The organism is Amycolatopsis magusensis, assembly GCF_017875555.1.
GTDB lineage: Bacteria > Actinomycetota > Actinomycetes > Mycobacteriales > Pseudonocardiaceae > Amycolatopsis > Amycolatopsis magusensis.
In genome coordinates this window covers 1,584,835-1,598,512 of sequence record NZ_JAGGMS010000001.1, presented here as the reverse complement: position 1 = coordinate 1,598,512, position 13,678 = coordinate 1,584,835, and the positions used below count along the sequence as shown (strand labels likewise).

Below are 13,678 nucleotides of genomic sequence, written 5' to 3'. Positions count from 1 at the left end.
CATGTGGATGAAGACGCTCGAAGAAGCACACGAAGCCCTCCGTACCGTCGTCCGCGGCGTGCCCGCCGACGGCTGGCAGCTGCCGACCCCCTGCGACCAGTGGAACGTCACCCAGGTGCTCCAGCACGCCGCCGGCGACCAGCTCGGGTTCGCCGCGTTCCTCACCGGCGGCCCCGGGCCGACCGAGGACCCGTTCGCCCCGTCGGGTGAACTCGACGGCAAGGACCCCAGAGAGGTGGTCGAGGCCGCGATCGGCACCGCCGCCGCGGCCTGGGCGACCGTCGACGAGGACGCCACCGAGGTCCCGGTGCCCGTGCCGCCGAACAAGATGACCGCCGCGCTCGGTGCCGGGGCCTGCGCGCTCGACGCCGCCGTGCACGCCTGGGACATCGCCATCGCCACCGGGCAGCCGTCGCCGCTCACCGACGACCTCGCCCGTGAACTGCGGCCGGTGGCCGAGGCCATCGTCGAACCGCTGCGCGCGTACGGCGCCTACGCACCCGCCCTGGAAAGCGAAAACGGCGGCGAGGCCGCGGAACTGCTCCGCTACCTCGGCCGCCGTCCGCGGTGAAGGATCCTCAGCCGAAGCGGCCGGAGATGTAGTCTTCGGTCGCCTTCTGGTCGGGGTTGGAGAAGATCTTCTCCGTGTCGTTCAGCTCGACGAGCTGCCCGGGACGGCCGACCCCGGCCAGGTTGAAGAAGGCCGTCTGGTCCGACACGCGCGCCGCCTGCTGCATGTTGTGCGTGACGATGACGATGGTGAACTCCTTCTTCAGCTCGGCGATCAGGTCCTCGATCGCCAGCGTGGAGATGGGGTCCAGGGCCGAGCACGGCTCGTCCATCAGCAGCACGTCGGGCTGCACGGCGATCGCCCGCGCGATGCAGAGCCGCTGCTGCTGACCACCGGACAGGCCACCGCCCGGCTTGTTCAGCCGGTCCTTGACCTCGGTCCAGAGGTTCGCGCCACGCAGCGCCCGCTCGGCCACCTCGTCCAGCTGCTTCTTGTTCTTCGTACCGGCCAGTTTCAGCCCGGCCACCACGTTGTCCCGGATGGACATGGTGGGGAACGGGTTCGGCCGCTGGAACACCATGCCGATGGTGCGCCGGACCTGCACCGGGTCCACCGAGTTCGCGTAGATGTCCTCGCCGTCGAGCAGCACCTGGCCCTCGACCCTGGCGCCCGGGATCACCTCGTGCATGCGGTTCAGCGTCCGGAGCACGGTCGACTTGCCACAGCCGGACGGCCCGATGAACGCCGTCACGTTCCGCGGCGGCACCGACAGCGACACGCTGTCCACCGCGTGGAACTTGCCGTAGTAGATGTCCACGTCCTTGACGTCGATGCGCTTGGCCATGCTCTTCCTACTTCTTCTTGGGAGCGACCAGGCGCCCGAGGACGGTGGCCGCGAGGTTGATCAGGGCGATGATGAGCACCAGCGTCAGCGCGGCGCCCCAGATGCGGTCGAAGCCGACGCTGCCCTCGGTCATCGAGTTCGTCGCGCGCTCGTTGTTGATCAACAGCGGCAGCGAGGCCATTTCGCCCTGGAACATGTCCCAGTGCACGAAGGACGAGTACCCGACCAGCACCAGCAGCGGCGCGGTCTCGCCCATCACCCTGGCCAGCGCCATCATCACGCCGGTGATGATGCCGCTCAGCGCGGTCGGCAGCACGATCTTCACGATCGTCTTCCACTTGGGCACACCCAGCGCGTAGGAGGCCTCGCGCAGGTCGTCCGGCACGATCCGGAGCATCTCCTCCGAGGACCGCACGACCACCGGGATCATCAGCAGCACCAGCGCCAGCGACACGGCGAAGCCGTTGCGCGGCAGGCCCAGCGTGGTGATCCACAGCGCGTAGATGAACAACGCGGCCACGATCGAGGGCACCCCGGACAGGATGTCGACCATGAACGTGGTCACCTTGGCCAGCCGGGTCCCTCGGCCGTACTCCACCAGGTAGATCGCCACCAGCAGGCCGAGCGGCACGGCGATGAGCGCGCAGACCAGGCCCTGGAGCAGGGTGCCGATGATGGCGTGCAGCACGCCGCCGCCGACCTCGTCGGAGAGCACCAGCGAGAAGTCCTCGGTCCACCAGTTGGTGAACGGGATGCGGGTGATCCCGCTCTCCACCACCGTCCAGAGCACCCAGACCAGCGGCACCACGGCGACCAGGAAAGCCAGCCAGACCAGCACCGTGGCCAGCCCGTTCTTGCTCTTGCGGGCCAGGCTGACCTGCTGGAACGCGGGTGTGACGGCCGGCCGCTCGGCGTCGGGAATCGTCGCGGTCATGGCTCAGTCCCCCTTCTTGTCGCCGATGATGGACCGGGCCGCGAAGTTGACCACGAAGGTCAGCAGGAACAGCACCAGCCCGGCGGCGATGTAGGCGCCCGCCGAGGTGACGTCGTTGAACTCCGCGTAGTTCGAGGCGATCTTCGAGGCGAAGGTGGCGCCGCCGTCGAACACGCTCCAGTCGAAGGTCCGCCCGACCGGGATGAACAGGATGATCGACAGCGCGATCGTCTCGCCGAGCGCGCGGCCGAGGCCGAGCATCGAGGCCCCGACGTAGCCCGCCTTGCCGAACGGCAGCACGGTGGTCCGGATGACCTCCCAGCGGGTGGCGCCCAGCGCCAGCGCGCCCTCGATCTGCGCGGTCGGCGTGCGCTCGAAGACCTCGCGGGTCAGCGAGGTGATGATCGGCAGCAGCATCACCGCGAGCACCACGCCGGCGGTGAAGATGGTGCTGCGGATGTTCGGCGCGATGTTGCCGTCGCCGAAGATCGGGATCCAGCCGAGGGTGTCGTTGATCCACTGCGACACCGGCTCGATCGTGGGCGCCAGGAACAGCAGGCCCCACAGGCCGAAGATGATCGACGGCACGGCGGCCAGCAGGTCGATCACGTAGGCGAACGGCCGGGCCAGCCGCGGTGGCGCGTACTGGGTGAGGAACAACGCGATGCCCAGCGACACCGGCATCGCGATGACCAGCGCCACCAGCGAGGTGGCCACGGTCACCGACAGCAGGTCGGCGATGCCGAAGCGCAGGTTCTTCGAGTCCCCGGTCTCCCAGACGCTGGAGAAGAAGCTGACCTGGTTGGCCTGCAGCGCGGGGATCGCCTGCAGCAGCAGGAACAACCCGATCAGCGCGATCAGGACGACCACGAAGACGCCGCTGCCGGTGGTGAGGTTCTTGAAGATGCGGTCACCCGGCCGCACCTTGCCCTTCCTGGGGGCGCTGGCGGGGGCTGGTTGCTCGGAAATCGGACCCTCCGGCACGGATGCGGACGGCGGACGCCCACCGGTGTCACCGGTGGGCGTCCGCGTCGAGGTTGGCTCGTTCATCGGCATGATCGCCTTGGCCTGTCTCTACCCTCGTCTGGTAGCTGTCCGCAAGCAGGTCAGGCGATGGCCTTGACCGCGGTCAGCACCTTCTCCTGCAGGCTCTGCGGGATGGCCACGTAGCCCTTGTCGGCCAGCGGCTGCTGGCCGTCGGTGGCGGCCACGTTCAGGAACGCGCGGACGGCCTTGGCGACCTCGGGGTCGGCGTACTTCGAGCAGACGATCTCGTAGGTGACCAGCAGCAGCGGGTAGGTGCCCGCCGCCTTGCTCGCGTAGATCGCGTTCAGGTCGAGCGCGAGGTCGTTGGTGCCCTCGGTCTTGAACTTGGCGGACTCGAGGGTCTTCGCCACGTTCTCCGCGGAGAGCTCGACCGCACCGGCACCGCTGTCGATCTGGGCGGCCTTCACGCCGTCCTTGGCGAACGCGGCTTCGACATAGGTGATCGCGCCGTCGGCGGCCTTGGCGGCCTCGACCACGCCGTTGGACTTCTCCGCGCCGTTGCCCACGCCGCCCTTGAACTGCTTGCCGGCGCCCTGGGTCCACGCCTGCGGGGCCGCGGCCTGCAGGTAGAGCTGGAAGTTGTCGGTGGTGCCCGACTCGTCCGAGCGGGAGACGACCTGGATCGGCTTGGCGGGCAGGGTCAGGCTCTCGTTGCCCTTGACCGCCTTGATGGCCGGGTCGTCCCAGGTCTTGATGCCACCGTTGAAGATCTTGGCGGTGACCTCGGGGGTGAGGACCAGCTTGTCCACGCCCTGCAGGTTGTAGGCGACCGCGACCGGGCCGACCACCAGGGGCAGGTTCCAGGCGTCGCTACCGGCGCACCGCTCCTTGGCGCTGGCGACCTCGCCCTTCTCCGCGCTCAGCGGCGAGTCCGAACCGGCGAAGTCGACCTGGCCGGCGATGAACTGCTTGACCCCGGCACCGGAGCCGCTGGGGTTGTAGTTCACCTGCTGACCGGAGCACTTCTTCTGGTAGCTGAGCGCGAAGATGTCGATCGCGGCCTTCTGGGCCGACGAACCTTCCGCCGAGAGGGTGCTCTTGCCACCGCACTCGACCTCGGCGGTGCCCGACGGCGCCGCGGCGGCACCGGTCTGCGGGGCGTTGTTGTTGGTCGCCGCGGGGTCGGAGCCACAGGCCGTCAGCACGAGGGCGGCGCCCGCCACCAGGCCGATGACCGCGTGCGGCCGCTTGATCTTCACTGCATTTCCTCCGCGTGGAAAAGAGTCCGTGGGGTGTTCACCGCGGCGAGTGGCCGCGCCGATTCCGGACAGTAGGCAGCGACAATGGACGGATGGCCGTCAATAAATGAACGGAAGGTGAACAAGGCCGCCAATGTGAGCAGCGCTACTGGTCTCGACGGCCCCTCGTGTCCTGGCCGTGACCTGGGCGTTTGCCGACCGTGACGAGTTCATGGCTCCGGGTTAACGGGAATATTGCACGTCGACTTCGTAGCGCTGGAAACCCAGTTTCGTGTAAACGGCGACAGCGGGCGCGTTGTCCCCTTCGACGTACAGGATCACTCGCCGCAATCCCCGCTCGCGCAGATATCGGAGTCCGGCCAGGGTCAGCGCTTTGCCGAGACCACCGCCCTGCGCGCCGGGGTCCACGCCGACCACGTAGACCTCGCCGACGGGCTCGCCGTCGAAGCGGGTCGGGTTCGGCGGGTGCACCTTCGTCCAGTGGAAGCCGATCACTTCACCGTCGCGCTCGGCGACGAAGAAGCCGGCGGCGTCGAACCAGGACTCACGCTCGGTGGCCACGAGTTCGTCGACGCTGAACGCGCCCTGCTCGGGGTGCCAGTCGAAGGCACGCGCGTTGACCGCGATCACGGCCTGCTCGTCGCGGCCCGGTTCGAAGGTGCGCAGGGAGACCCCGTCGGCGAGCTTCGGCTCCGGCCAGTCCTGGCCTTCGACCTCCGCGCTGAGCACCAGCAGCTCTCGCGCGCGCTGCATCCCGAGCTTCGAAGCGATCTTGGCGGCACCCGGGTGGTCGCCGTGGGCCCAGACGCGGAGTTCGCCGTCACGGGCCAGGAGCGCCTGCGCCATCGCGGTTCCGTGCCCGCGACGGCGATGACCCGGGTGCACGACCAGCTCGGCGACCTGGCGGCCGAAGGAGTCCCCGGCGGTGTCGAGGTGGGTGTGACCGACCAGCTCCCCACCTTCGCGCACGAGGAGGTGCAGCCCGCCGGAGGGCGGTTCGACGTCTTCCGGGCGGCCGTCGGCCGCACGGGCGGCGAGCAGCAGCTCGCGCACCCGCCCGGCGTCGGCTTCGTCCAGTTCCTCCGACCACTGCGCGTTCATACCGCCAAGTTAGCGGTTGCTGTACTCCTGGCGCGGCACCTCGGCCTGCGGCTCGGCGGCCATCGACTTGCCGGCGCCCTTGACCGGGCGCTCGAACTTGTAGCCCACGTTGCGCACGGTGCCGATCATCTGCTCGTGCTCGGGGCCGAGCTTGGCGCGCAGGCGCCGGACGTGCACGTCGACCGTCCGGGTGCCGCCGAAGAAGTCGTAGCCCCAGACCTCCTGCAGCAACTGGGCGCGGGTGAACACCCGGCCCGCGTGCTGCGCGAGGTACTTGAGCAGCTCGAACTCCTTGTAGGTCAGTTCGAGGGTGCGCTTGCGCAGGCGCGCGGTGTAGGTGGCCTCGTCGATCACCAGGTCACCGATGCGCACCTCGGCGTCGGCCTGCTGGCTGCCGCCGTCGCGGGTGCTGACCAGCCGCAGCCGGGCGTCCACCTCGGCGGGACCGGCGGTGGGGAGCATGATGTCGTCGGTGCGCCACTCGGAGCTGACCGCGACCAGGCCGCCCTCGCCGACCACGGCGATCACCGGCGTGGCGGTGTCCTCGTCGCCGGCGCCCTTGAGCAGGCGGCACAGGCTCTTCGCCGAGGCCAGATCGGTGCGGGCGTCCAGCAGGATCACGTCGCGGTGGCCCGCGTCGAGCAGGGCGGTGACCTCCGGCGGCCGGACGCGTACGGTGTGCGGCAGCAGATCCAACGCGGGGAGCACCGAAGTGGCATCCGGTTCCGCAGTGAGTACCAGCAGGTCCAGGCTCATCGCCACACCGCCTTATCGTTTCGCGAGCACGCCGCTTCGAAGAACTGCCCGGGTCGGTGCTGAGTGAGAATAGCGACTGAACACGGGAAAGACATAGGGCTGCCGCCTTGGTCACATCCGATCACGGCAGCTTGCGTCGATCCAGAACCCCTGGTGAGAGGAAGCGCGGACGAGTGAGCGGCCCGGTGACCCAGTACGACACGAGCGCCCCCCGGCCCGACGGCCGGCCGCGCGGGAGGCGCGCCCGGCGGATCATCATCGTGGTGGTCGTGCTGGCCGCGATCCTGACCGCGGCCGATTTCGGCGCCGCCGCGTTCGCCGAGCACACGGTGTCGCAGAAGACCCGCGAGCAGTTCAAGCTGAGCCAGGACCCGGCGGTCACCGTGCACGGTTTCCCGTTCCTGACCCAGGCGCTCGGCGGTGAGTACGGTCACATCTCGCTGTCCGCCGTCGGCGTGCCGATCCAGGACATCCTGCGCGACGTGGAGCTCAAGGCCGACCTGCGCGACGTCGACGCCCCGCTGTCCGACCTGATGGGCGGCCGGGTGGAGCAGGTCAAGATCGGCACGCTGGAGGGCTCGGTCAAGATCAAGGACAGCGACATCGCCAGGGTGGAGCCGCTGACCAAGATCGAGAACCTGCGCATCGACCCGGCCGACGAGGACTACGTGCGCAACGGCGGCTCGGACCCCGAAGCCCCGACCACCATCGAGCCCGGCGACGAAGCGCTCGACGACGCCTCGGCGGGTGTGCGCATGTCCGGCACGCTGCAGCTGGCCGGGGAGCAGCTCGAGCTGTACTGCTTCGCGATGATCGAGCTGGACGGCACCGCCATCCACATCACCCCCGAGCGGCTCCAGTTCGGGAATGACGGCGAGACCACGATCGTTCCACCCCAGGTCCAGAAAGCACTGCTGCCCAACTTCAAGGCCACCGTCGACGCCGGCAGCCTCCCGTTCGAGGTGACGCCGAAGGCGGTGCGCGTGGAACAGGGCGCGGTGATCCTGAAGGGCGAGGCGAAGAACGTCACCTTCGCCGGAGCCGGAGCCACCGCGGGAGGATGAGTTGGCCGGAATCTGGGTGCTGCTCGGCACGCTGGTCGTGGCGACCGCCGCGGGCCTGCTGCTGCGGCGGCGCGACGGCCGGATCAAGCAGCCCAAGCCCGTGACCGCACTACCCGCACCGGTGGCCGGCGCGCTCGATCCGGGCGCCCCGGTCACCCTGGTGCAGCTCTCCACCACCTTCTGCGCGCCATGCCGCCAGACCCGCGCGCTGCTGACCCACCTCGCCGGGAAGACCGACGGCCTCGCGCACGTCGACCTGGACGTGACGAACCAGCCGGAGGTCGCCCAGCACCTCGGGGTGCTGCGGACGCCGACCACCGTCGCCTACGCCCCGGATGGCCGCGAACTGCTGCGGGTCGGCGGCGTCCCGAAGGCCGCTGACCTGCTGGAAGCACTCGAGCCCTACCTCAAGACGTCCGCATAGCGGGATCCGTCTCATCAGGTGAGCGATCTTCCCACTCTGAGGGAAGCGTGGGTACGCTGACGCTCGTGCACTCGCCCCAGCCGGATTCCTCCATGCGGCGCTGGTATCTCACCCAGCGGCGCGCGGTCGACCTGTGCCGGGTCCGCAGCAGCCTCTGTCGCCGCTGACGCGTTCACCGCACCCTTCTGTCGTCGGTGAATCGCTTTCCCCCAGCTCATTCGTGTGTTTCCGCGCGTGCTCGCGCCGCAAACAGAGCCAAGGAGGTGCCATGCCGGCAGGACCAGCGGTCGATCCACGGGGCCCCCGGTTCGCGGCCGTCCTGACCACGATCGTGCTCGCCGTGGTCCTTCTCACCGGGTGGTGGCCGCTGCTGGCCGCCCAGACGGTGGTCTTCGCCATCGGCGCCTTCATCGGCCTGAAGCCCGCTCCCTACTCCCTGCTCTACCGCTACCTCATCGCCCCGCGGCTGGGGCCGCCCGGCGAGCGGGAGGACGCGGCGCCGCTGCGGTTCGCGCAAGCCGTCGGCTTCGTGTTCGCGCTGGCAGGCACCATCGGCTACGCCACCGGGATCACCGCGCTCGGCGTCGTCGCCACGGCGTTCGCCCTGTTCGCGGCGTTCCTGAACGCGGCGTTCAACTTCTGCCTCGGCTGCGAGGTCTACCTGCTGGTGCGGCGGTTCACGCCGACGGCGAAACCCACCTGATCACCGGAAAAGTCCCGAACCCAAGAAAGGCAGTGCCGCTCCATGAGCCGTGAAGACGTGCTGGTCACCACAGCATGGGCAGAAGAGAACCTCGACACCCCCGGCGTCGTCTTCGCCGAGGTCGACGAGGACACCACCGCCTACGACGGCGGCCACATCCGCGGCGCGGTGAAGTTCGACTGGCGCAAGGACCTGCAGGACCCGGTCCGCCGCGACTTCGTGTCGAAGGAGGGCTTCGAGGCCCTGCTGTCCGAGAAGGGCATCGGCAACGACGACCGGGTCATCCTCTACGGCGGCAACAACAACTGGTTCGCCGCCTACGCCTACTGGTACTTCAAGCTTTACGGCCACGACAACGTGCAGTTGCTCGACGGCGGCCGCAAGAAGTGGGAGCTCGACGGGCGCCCCCTCGACACCGGTGACGTCAAGCGCGAGCGCACCGAGTACCAGGCCAAGGAGCAGGACCACTCGATCCGGGCCTTCCGCGACGAGGTCGTGCAGGCCATCGGGCAGAACAACTTCGTCGACGTGCGGTCCCCGGACGAGTTCTCCGGCAAGCTGCTCGCCCCGGCGCACCTGCCGCAGGAGCAGTCGCAGGTCCCCGGCCACATCCCGGGCGCGCTGAACGTGCCGTGGGCGAAGGTGGCCAACGAGGACGGCACCTTCAAGACCGAGGAAGAGATCAAGGAGCTGTACGCCGCCGAGGGGCTCGACGAGTCCAAGGCGACCATCGCGTACTGCCGGATCGGGGAGCGCTCCTCGATCGCCTGGTTCGCCCTGCGTGAGCTGCTCGGCTACCAGAACGTGAAGAACTACGACGGATCGTGGACCGAATACGGCTCGCTGGTCGGCGTGCCGGTCGAGACGGGAGCGAAGTGATGGCGGACGACGGTTGCGGCGCCCCGGCGCAGGAGGCCACCCCGGCCGACTTCGACACCAACGGCCAGGTCGTGCTGGCCGGCAAGGTGACCGGCGAGACCGGGCCGGTCGGCGGTGCCTTCGTGCGCCTGCTCGACTCCGGCGGCGACTTCACCGGTGAGGTGGTCTCCTCGGCCGACGGCGACTTCCGCTTCTACGCCGCGCCCGGCGAGTGGACCGTGCGCGCGCTGCACCGCAGCGGCAACGGTGAGGCGAGCGTCACCGCCGAGGGCCCCGGCCTGCACCAGCTGGCGGTCGCGGTCTCCTGACCACGGCTTTTGCGCGAGGGGCTCTCCCGGTCCGGGAGGGCCCCTCGTTTCGTCTCCGGTTATCCTGCTCGCGTGCATATCTTCTTCACGGTGCTGCTGGTGCTGTCGGGAGTCCTGGTGACGTGGTTCGCCGCCTACGTGGTGTACCGCCTCTACACCGACAACCGCTGACCCATGTCCTCCGGCGACGACGCGATCCAGGCCGCTGCTGAACGCGCGGAGCGAACGCGCGCGCGCAACCTGCCCCAGTTCGACGATCTGCCCATCCCGGCGGACACGGCGAACCTCCGCGAAGGCCCCGAGCTGCACGAGCAGTGTGTGCCCCTGCTGCCGCTCGTCGGCGTCTGGCGCGGTGAGGGGGAGGTCAACTACCCCACCATCGACGGCCCGCGACGGCTCGCGCAGCAGCTGACCATCGCGCACGACGGCCGCCCGTTCCTCTACCACGAGGCGCGGTCCTGGCTGCTCGACGAGAACGGCGAGGTCATCCGCCCGGCCGCCCGTGAGACCGGCTGGTGGCGGCCGCAGCCGGACGACTCCTTCGAGCTGCTGCTGACGCACAACACCGGCATCATCGAGCTGTTCTACGGCGAGCCGCGCAACCTGACGTCGTGGGAGATGGCCACCGACGCGGTGGTGCGCAGCAAGTCGGCCAAGGAGGTCACCGGCGCCAAGCGGCTGTACGGCCTGGTGAACAAGACCGACCTCGGCTACGTGGAGGAGCGGGCGATGGTCGGCCAGGAGATGCAGCCGCACGTGTCGGTCTACCTGCACCGCGTGGTGGGCTGAGCAGCGGCCCGATGCGCTGGCTCCCCTATGGACCCGACGCGACGCTGATCGAGTGCTCCTCGCTCGAAGAGGCCGGTGCGGTCCGCGCCGTGGTCGCGGCCGCCGGGCTCCCCGAAGTCACCGAGATCGTGCCGGGCGCGCGGACCGTGCTGGTCGCCGTGGCCCCCGGCTCCGGCGGGCTCGCCGAGGTCCGTTCCCTGGTCGAAGCCGCCGACCTGGACCACCCGCCCGCCGGGCACCCGCGTGAGATCACCCTGGACGTGCACTACGACGGCGCTGACCTGGACGAGGTCGCGCGGACCGCGGGCCTGAGCCCCGCGGAGGTGGTCGACCTGCACACCGGCGCCGAGTACACCGTCGCGTTCACCGGGTTCGCGCCCGGCTTCGGCTACCTGACCGGGCTGCCGGAGCCGCTGCGGCAGTCGCGGTTGGACAGTCCGAGGACGAAGGTGCCCGCCGGGTCGGTCGGCCTGGCAGGCGAGTTCACCGGGGTCTACCCGCGGTCCTCCCCCGGTGGCTGGCGGCTGATCGGGCACACCGAGACCGTCTTGTTCGACCCACGCGCGGACCGGCCCGCGCTGCTCTCTCCCGGTGACAAGGTGCGATTCCGGAGCCTCTCGTGAGCAGTTCGGGGGTCCGGGGGTCGTCCCCCGTGCAGACCACACAGCGGGCGCTCGAAGTGCTGGACCCCGGCCCGTCGGCCCTGGTCCAGGACCTCGGCAGGCCGGGGCTGGCCCACCTGGGCGTGCCGCCGTCCGGTGCGCTGGACGTGCCCGCGCTGCGCCTGGCCAACCGGCTCGTCGGCAACCCGGAGTCGGCGGCGGGTGTCGAAGCGCTGCTCGGCGGATTGCGCGTGCGAGCCGCGGCGTCGTGCACGGTCGCGGTGACCGGCGCGCCGGTGCCCGTCCTGGTGGACGGCAGGCCGATGGGTTCCCACGTCCCGCTGCACCTGCGCACCGGCCAGACACTCGCGCTCGGCAATCCGGCCACGGGCCTGCGCTGCTACCTGGCGGTGTCCGGCGGCATCGCGGTCGAACCGGAACTGCGCAGCCGGTCGCGGGACGTGCTCTCGGAGATCGGCCCGCCGCCGCTCGCCGCGGGTGACGTGCTGCCGGTGGGTCCGCCGGCCGGGGTGCCCGAGGGCGCAGACGTGCTGGCCCCGCCGGTCTTCCCCGGTGAACTGAGCATCCCGGTGCACCTCGGCCCGCGTGACGACTGGTTCGACGACGCGGCCGCGCAGCTCGCGGGACCGTGGACGGTCACCCCGGAGTCCAACCGGGTGGGCCTGCGGCTGGACGGACCGGCGTTGCGCCGATCGGTTGATCGTGGCGGCGCGGAACTACCCAGCGAAGGCATCCTCACCGGCGCCGTCCAGGTGCCCCCGAGCGGCCTGCCAGTGGTTTTCCTCGCCGACCACCCGAGCACCGGCGGCTATCCGGTACTCGGGGTAGTGCGAGCGAAATCACTCGCCGCACTGGGACAGGCACGGCCAGGAACCAAGCTGCGCTTCCGCTCGTCGACCTGAGTATGGAAGAGGTCACGGTCACCGGCGGCGCGGGCGTCGTCGAGGTCAGGGGGAGCGTCACCGAGCACGGGTACGTGGAAAGTCTGCTGTACCTCGGTGGCGCCGTGGCACTACTGGACAGTTCGGCGTACGAGGGGTCGATCGGGCGGCTGATCGCCAGGGCACCGTTCTCGGCCACCCGCCCGGAGGTGGCGGACCGGCTGCGGATCGCGCTGGCCACCGGGCAGATCCGGCGGCCGCTGACGGAGACGCTGCGGCCGCTCACCGCGTTGCTGGCGGACGGGCGCTACGAGCTGAGCGGCCCGGAGCCGCTGTTCACCGCGTCCGCCGACCAGCGCGGCTGGTACGTCATGGGGGTCGAGGCCGACGAGCCGAAGTGGATCTACGAGGAGCAGGACGACCGCTACCTGGTGCCCACGGACGTGTGGCCGCCGGAGGACGAGTCGCGCGTCGGCTACTACCGCACGGCGATCAGCGCGGGCTACCGGCCGACCGCGGTGCTGCTGCACCTGGCCGGCAAGCAGCGCTACAGCGGCTACATCCTGGACGGCCACCACAAGGTCGCGGCGTACCTGGCCGAGGGCGTGGTGCCGCAGGTCGTGCGGATCTCACGGGTGGACGCCCCGGCGATCACCGCCGCCGACGTGCGCGGCGCGTTCAGCGCCAAGGCGCTGGCGCACCGCGACTTCGGCAGCCTGCTGCGCGTGCTGGAGCGGTGAGGGCTCAGGCGTAGACGGCCTCGTAGGCGGCGCTCAGCTCCTGGTGCAGGGCGCTCGCCTCGGGGACGGTCTTGCCGTCCAGCGTGTGGACCCTGGTCAGCTTGCGCACCGAGGAAGCCAGGAACAGGCCGTCACCGGAGTGCAGGTCGTCCACCGTCAGTGATTCGATCTTGCAGGTGAACCCGGCCAGCTCGGCCCCGCGGTAGACCGCGGCCTGGGTGGTGCCGGGCAGGATCCCGATGGTGGCGGGCGGGGTGTAGAGCGTCCGGCCGCGCACCAGCACCACGGTCGCGGTCGGGCCTTCGAGCACCGAGCCGTCGGTAGCGGTGAAAATCACATCCGAGGCGCCGCGGCGGTCCGCTTCCCGCAACGCGGCCATGTTGATCCCGTAGGACAACGACTTCGCGCCCAGCAGCAGCCACGGCGCGCGCTCGGCGAGCCCGGGCTCGATGCCGCGCTCCAGCGTCACCGCGGCGACACCTTCGGCACGGGCGCGCAGCACCTTCGGATCGATCTCCAGCCCCAGCGCGAAAGCGGTCGGCGCGGCGGCGGGATCGCCCTCCAACCCCCTGGTGTAGACCAGTTTCACCGCGATTTCGCCGTCACCGGGCCAGTTCTCGATGACCAGCCGGACCGCGCGCTCCCACGCGGCCGCGTCCGGCTCCGGCAGGTCCAGCATCGCCGCCGACCGGGCGAGCCGGTCGAGGTGGGGCCGCAGTTCCCTCGGCTCCCCGTCCGCCACCAGGATGGTCTCGAACACCCCGTCCCCGCGGAGCAGGCCGAGGTCGGTGACCCGGAGGTGGGCGGCGTCGGGATCGGCCAGAGTTCCGTCCAGGAAAGCAAGCACGCGCATGGGGCGACAGTACTCACTAGCA

General features: G+C 70.1%; 17 protein-coding genes. 10 read left to right on the top strand and 7 right to left on the bottom strand.

Annotation, left to right across the window (positions count from 1 at the left end):
- Position 1: 1 nt before the first annotated feature.
- Entirely contained in the window at positions 2-571 is a 570-nt protein-coding gene (locus tag JOM49_RS07590; protein WP_209663629.1) for a TIGR03086 family metal-binding protein, read from the top strand.
- Positions 572-578: 7 nt separating this feature from the next.
- Here the strand turns inward: JOM49_RS07590 and pstB are convergent, their stop codons facing one another.
- The 6 genes from pstB to JOM49_RS07560 form a co-directional block, all read right to left on the bottom strand.
- Positions 579-1,355: a phosphate ABC transporter ATP-binding protein PstB gene (gene pstB / locus JOM49_RS07585; protein ID WP_209663628.1), complete on the bottom strand. Its 777-nt coding sequence runs from the start codon at positions 1,353-1,355 to the stop codon at positions 579-581.
- A gap of 7 nt (positions 1,356-1,362) precedes the next feature.
- Positions 1,363-2,289: a phosphate ABC transporter permease PstA gene (pstA, locus tag JOM49_RS07580; RefSeq protein ID WP_209663627.1), complete on the bottom strand. Its 927-nt coding sequence runs from the start codon at positions 2,287-2,289 to the stop codon at positions 1,363-1,365.
- 3 nt (positions 2,290-2,292) lie between these two features.
- Positions 2,293-3,213: a phosphate ABC transporter permease subunit PstC gene (gene pstC / locus JOM49_RS07575; protein WP_209663626.1), complete on the bottom strand. Its 921-nt coding sequence runs from the start codon at positions 3,211-3,213 to the stop codon at positions 2,293-2,295.
- A 182-nt stretch (positions 3,214-3,395) separates the two neighbouring features.
- A complete protein-coding gene (gene pstS, locus JOM49_RS07570; protein WP_209663625.1) occupies positions 3,396-4,535 on the bottom strand; it encodes a phosphate ABC transporter substrate-binding protein PstS in 1,140 nt (379 codons plus the stop codon).
- Positions 4,536-4,757: 222 nt separating this feature from the next.
- Positions 4,758-5,636, bottom strand: coding sequence for a mycothiol synthase (gene mshD / locus JOM49_RS07565; protein WP_209663624.1), 879 nt, complete (start codon positions 5,634-5,636; stop codon positions 4,758-4,760).
- A 9-nt stretch (positions 5,637-5,645) separates the two neighbouring features.
- Positions 5,646-6,392 (bottom strand): response regulator transcription factor, encoded by a 747-nt coding sequence (locus JOM49_RS07560; RefSeq protein ID WP_209663623.1) that lies wholly within the window; start codon positions 6,390-6,392, stop codon positions 5,646-5,648.
- Positions 6,393-6,577: 185 nt separating this feature from the next.
- Between JOM49_RS07560 and JOM49_RS07555 the strand changes: the two genes are divergently transcribed.
- The 9 genes from JOM49_RS07555 (at position 6,578) to JOM49_RS07515 (ending at position 12,803) form a co-directional block, all read left to right on the top strand.
- Positions 6,578-7,456 (top strand): LmeA family phospholipid-binding protein, encoded by an 879-nt coding sequence (locus JOM49_RS07555; RefSeq protein WP_282770937.1) that lies wholly within the window; start codon positions 6,578-6,580, stop codon positions 7,454-7,456.
- Position 7,457: 1 nt separating this feature from the next.
- A complete protein-coding gene (locus JOM49_RS07550; RefSeq protein ID WP_209663621.1) occupies positions 7,458-7,880 on the top strand; it encodes a TlpA family protein disulfide reductase in 423 nt (140 codons plus the stop codon).
- Between the two features lie 268 nt (positions 7,881-8,148).
- A complete protein-coding gene (locus JOM49_RS07545) occupies positions 8,149-8,583 on the top strand; it encodes a DUF4395 domain-containing protein (protein ID WP_209663620.1) in 435 nt (144 codons plus the stop codon).
- 42 nt (positions 8,584-8,625) lie between these two features.
- The gene (locus JOM49_RS07540; protein WP_209663619.1) at positions 8,626-9,462 is read left to right on the top strand and encodes a sulfurtransferase; all 837 of its coding nucleotides are present in this window, start codon (positions 8,626-8,628) and stop codon (positions 9,460-9,462) included.
- Positions 9,462-9,770, top strand: coding sequence for a DUF1416 domain-containing protein (locus JOM49_RS07535; protein WP_209663618.1), 309 nt, complete (start codon positions 9,462-9,464; stop codon positions 9,768-9,770). Before JOM49_RS07540 ends, JOM49_RS07535 begins: the two co-directional genes overlap by 1 nt.
- Before the next feature lie 174 nt (positions 9,771-9,944).
- The gene (locus JOM49_RS07530) at positions 9,945-10,559 is read left to right on the top strand and encodes a heme-binding beta-barrel domain-containing protein (protein ID WP_209663617.1); all 615 of its coding nucleotides are present in this window, start codon (positions 9,945-9,947) and stop codon (positions 10,557-10,559) included.
- Between the two features lie 11 nt (positions 10,560-10,570).
- Positions 10,571-11,182 carry a 5-oxoprolinase subunit PxpB gene (gene pxpB / locus JOM49_RS07525; protein ID WP_209663616.1) on the top strand — a complete coding sequence of 204 codons (612 nt, stop codon included), beginning with the start codon at positions 10,571-10,573 and terminating at the stop codon, positions 11,180-11,182.
- 56 nt (positions 11,183-11,238) lie between these two features.
- Positions 11,239-12,084 (top strand): 5-oxoprolinase subunit C family protein, encoded by an 846-nt coding sequence (locus tag JOM49_RS07520; protein ID WP_209670941.1) that lies wholly within the window; start codon positions 11,239-11,241, stop codon positions 12,082-12,084.
- Positions 12,085-12,086: 2 nt separating this feature from the next.
- On the top strand, positions 12,087-12,803 hold the full coding sequence (locus JOM49_RS07515) for a hypothetical protein (protein ID WP_209663615.1): 717 nt from the start codon (positions 12,087-12,089) through the stop codon (positions 12,801-12,803).
- Between the two features lie 4 nt (positions 12,804-12,807).
- Here JOM49_RS07515 and JOM49_RS07510 read toward each other — a convergent pair whose 3' ends face one another.
- A complete protein-coding gene (locus JOM49_RS07510; protein WP_209663614.1) occupies positions 12,808-13,656 on the bottom strand; it encodes an aminodeoxychorismate lyase in 849 nt (282 codons plus the stop codon).
- Between the last annotated feature and the right edge of the window lie 22 nt (positions 13,657-13,678).

What these genes read in the sequence shown, in the direction of transcription:
- JOM49_RS07515 (WP_209663615.1), top strand. Translation starts at nt 12,087, where the DNA reads ATGGAAGAGGTCACGGTCACCGGCGGCGCGGGCGTCGTCGAGGTCAGG.
- JOM49_RS07545 (WP_209663620.1), top strand. Translation starts at nt 8,149, where the DNA reads ATGCCGGCAGGACCAGCGGTCGATCCACGGGGCCCCCGGTTCGCGGCC.
- JOM49_RS07540 (WP_209663619.1), top strand. Translation starts at nt 8,626, where the DNA reads ATGAGCCGTGAAGACGTGCTGGTCACCACAGCATGGGCAGAAGAGAAC.
- JOM49_RS07535 (WP_209663618.1), top strand. Translation starts at nt 9,462, where the DNA reads ATGGCGGACGACGGTTGCGGCGCCCCGGCGCAGGAGGCCACCCCGGCC.
- mshD (WP_209663624.1), bottom strand. Translation starts at nt 5,636, where the DNA reads ATGAACGCGCAGTGGTCGGAGGAACTGGACGAAGCCGACGCCGGGCGG.
- JOM49_RS07530 (WP_209663617.1), top strand. Translation starts at nt 9,945, where the DNA reads ATGTCCTCCGGCGACGACGCGATCCAGGCCGCTGCTGAACGCGCGGAG.
- pxpB (WP_209663616.1), top strand. Translation starts at nt 10,571, where the DNA reads ATGCGCTGGCTCCCCTATGGACCCGACGCGACGCTGATCGAGTGCTCC.
- JOM49_RS07590 (WP_209663629.1), top strand. Translation starts at nt 2, where the DNA reads ATGTGGATGAAGACGCTCGAAGAAGCACACGAAGCCCTCCGTACCGTC.
- pstA (WP_209663627.1), bottom strand. Translation starts at nt 2,289, where the DNA reads ATGACCGCGACGATTCCCGACGCCGAGCGGCCGGCCGTCACACCCGCG.
- JOM49_RS07560 (WP_209663623.1), bottom strand. Translation starts at nt 6,392, where the DNA reads ATGAGCCTGGACCTGCTGGTACTCACTGCGGAACCGGATGCCACTTCG.
- pstB (WP_209663628.1), bottom strand. Translation starts at nt 1,355, where the DNA reads ATGGCCAAGCGCATCGACGTCAAGGACGTGGACATCTACTACGGCAAG.
- JOM49_RS07510 (WP_209663614.1), bottom strand. Translation starts at nt 13,656, where the DNA reads ATGCGCGTGCTTGCTTTCCTGGACGGAACTCTGGCCGATCCCGACGCC.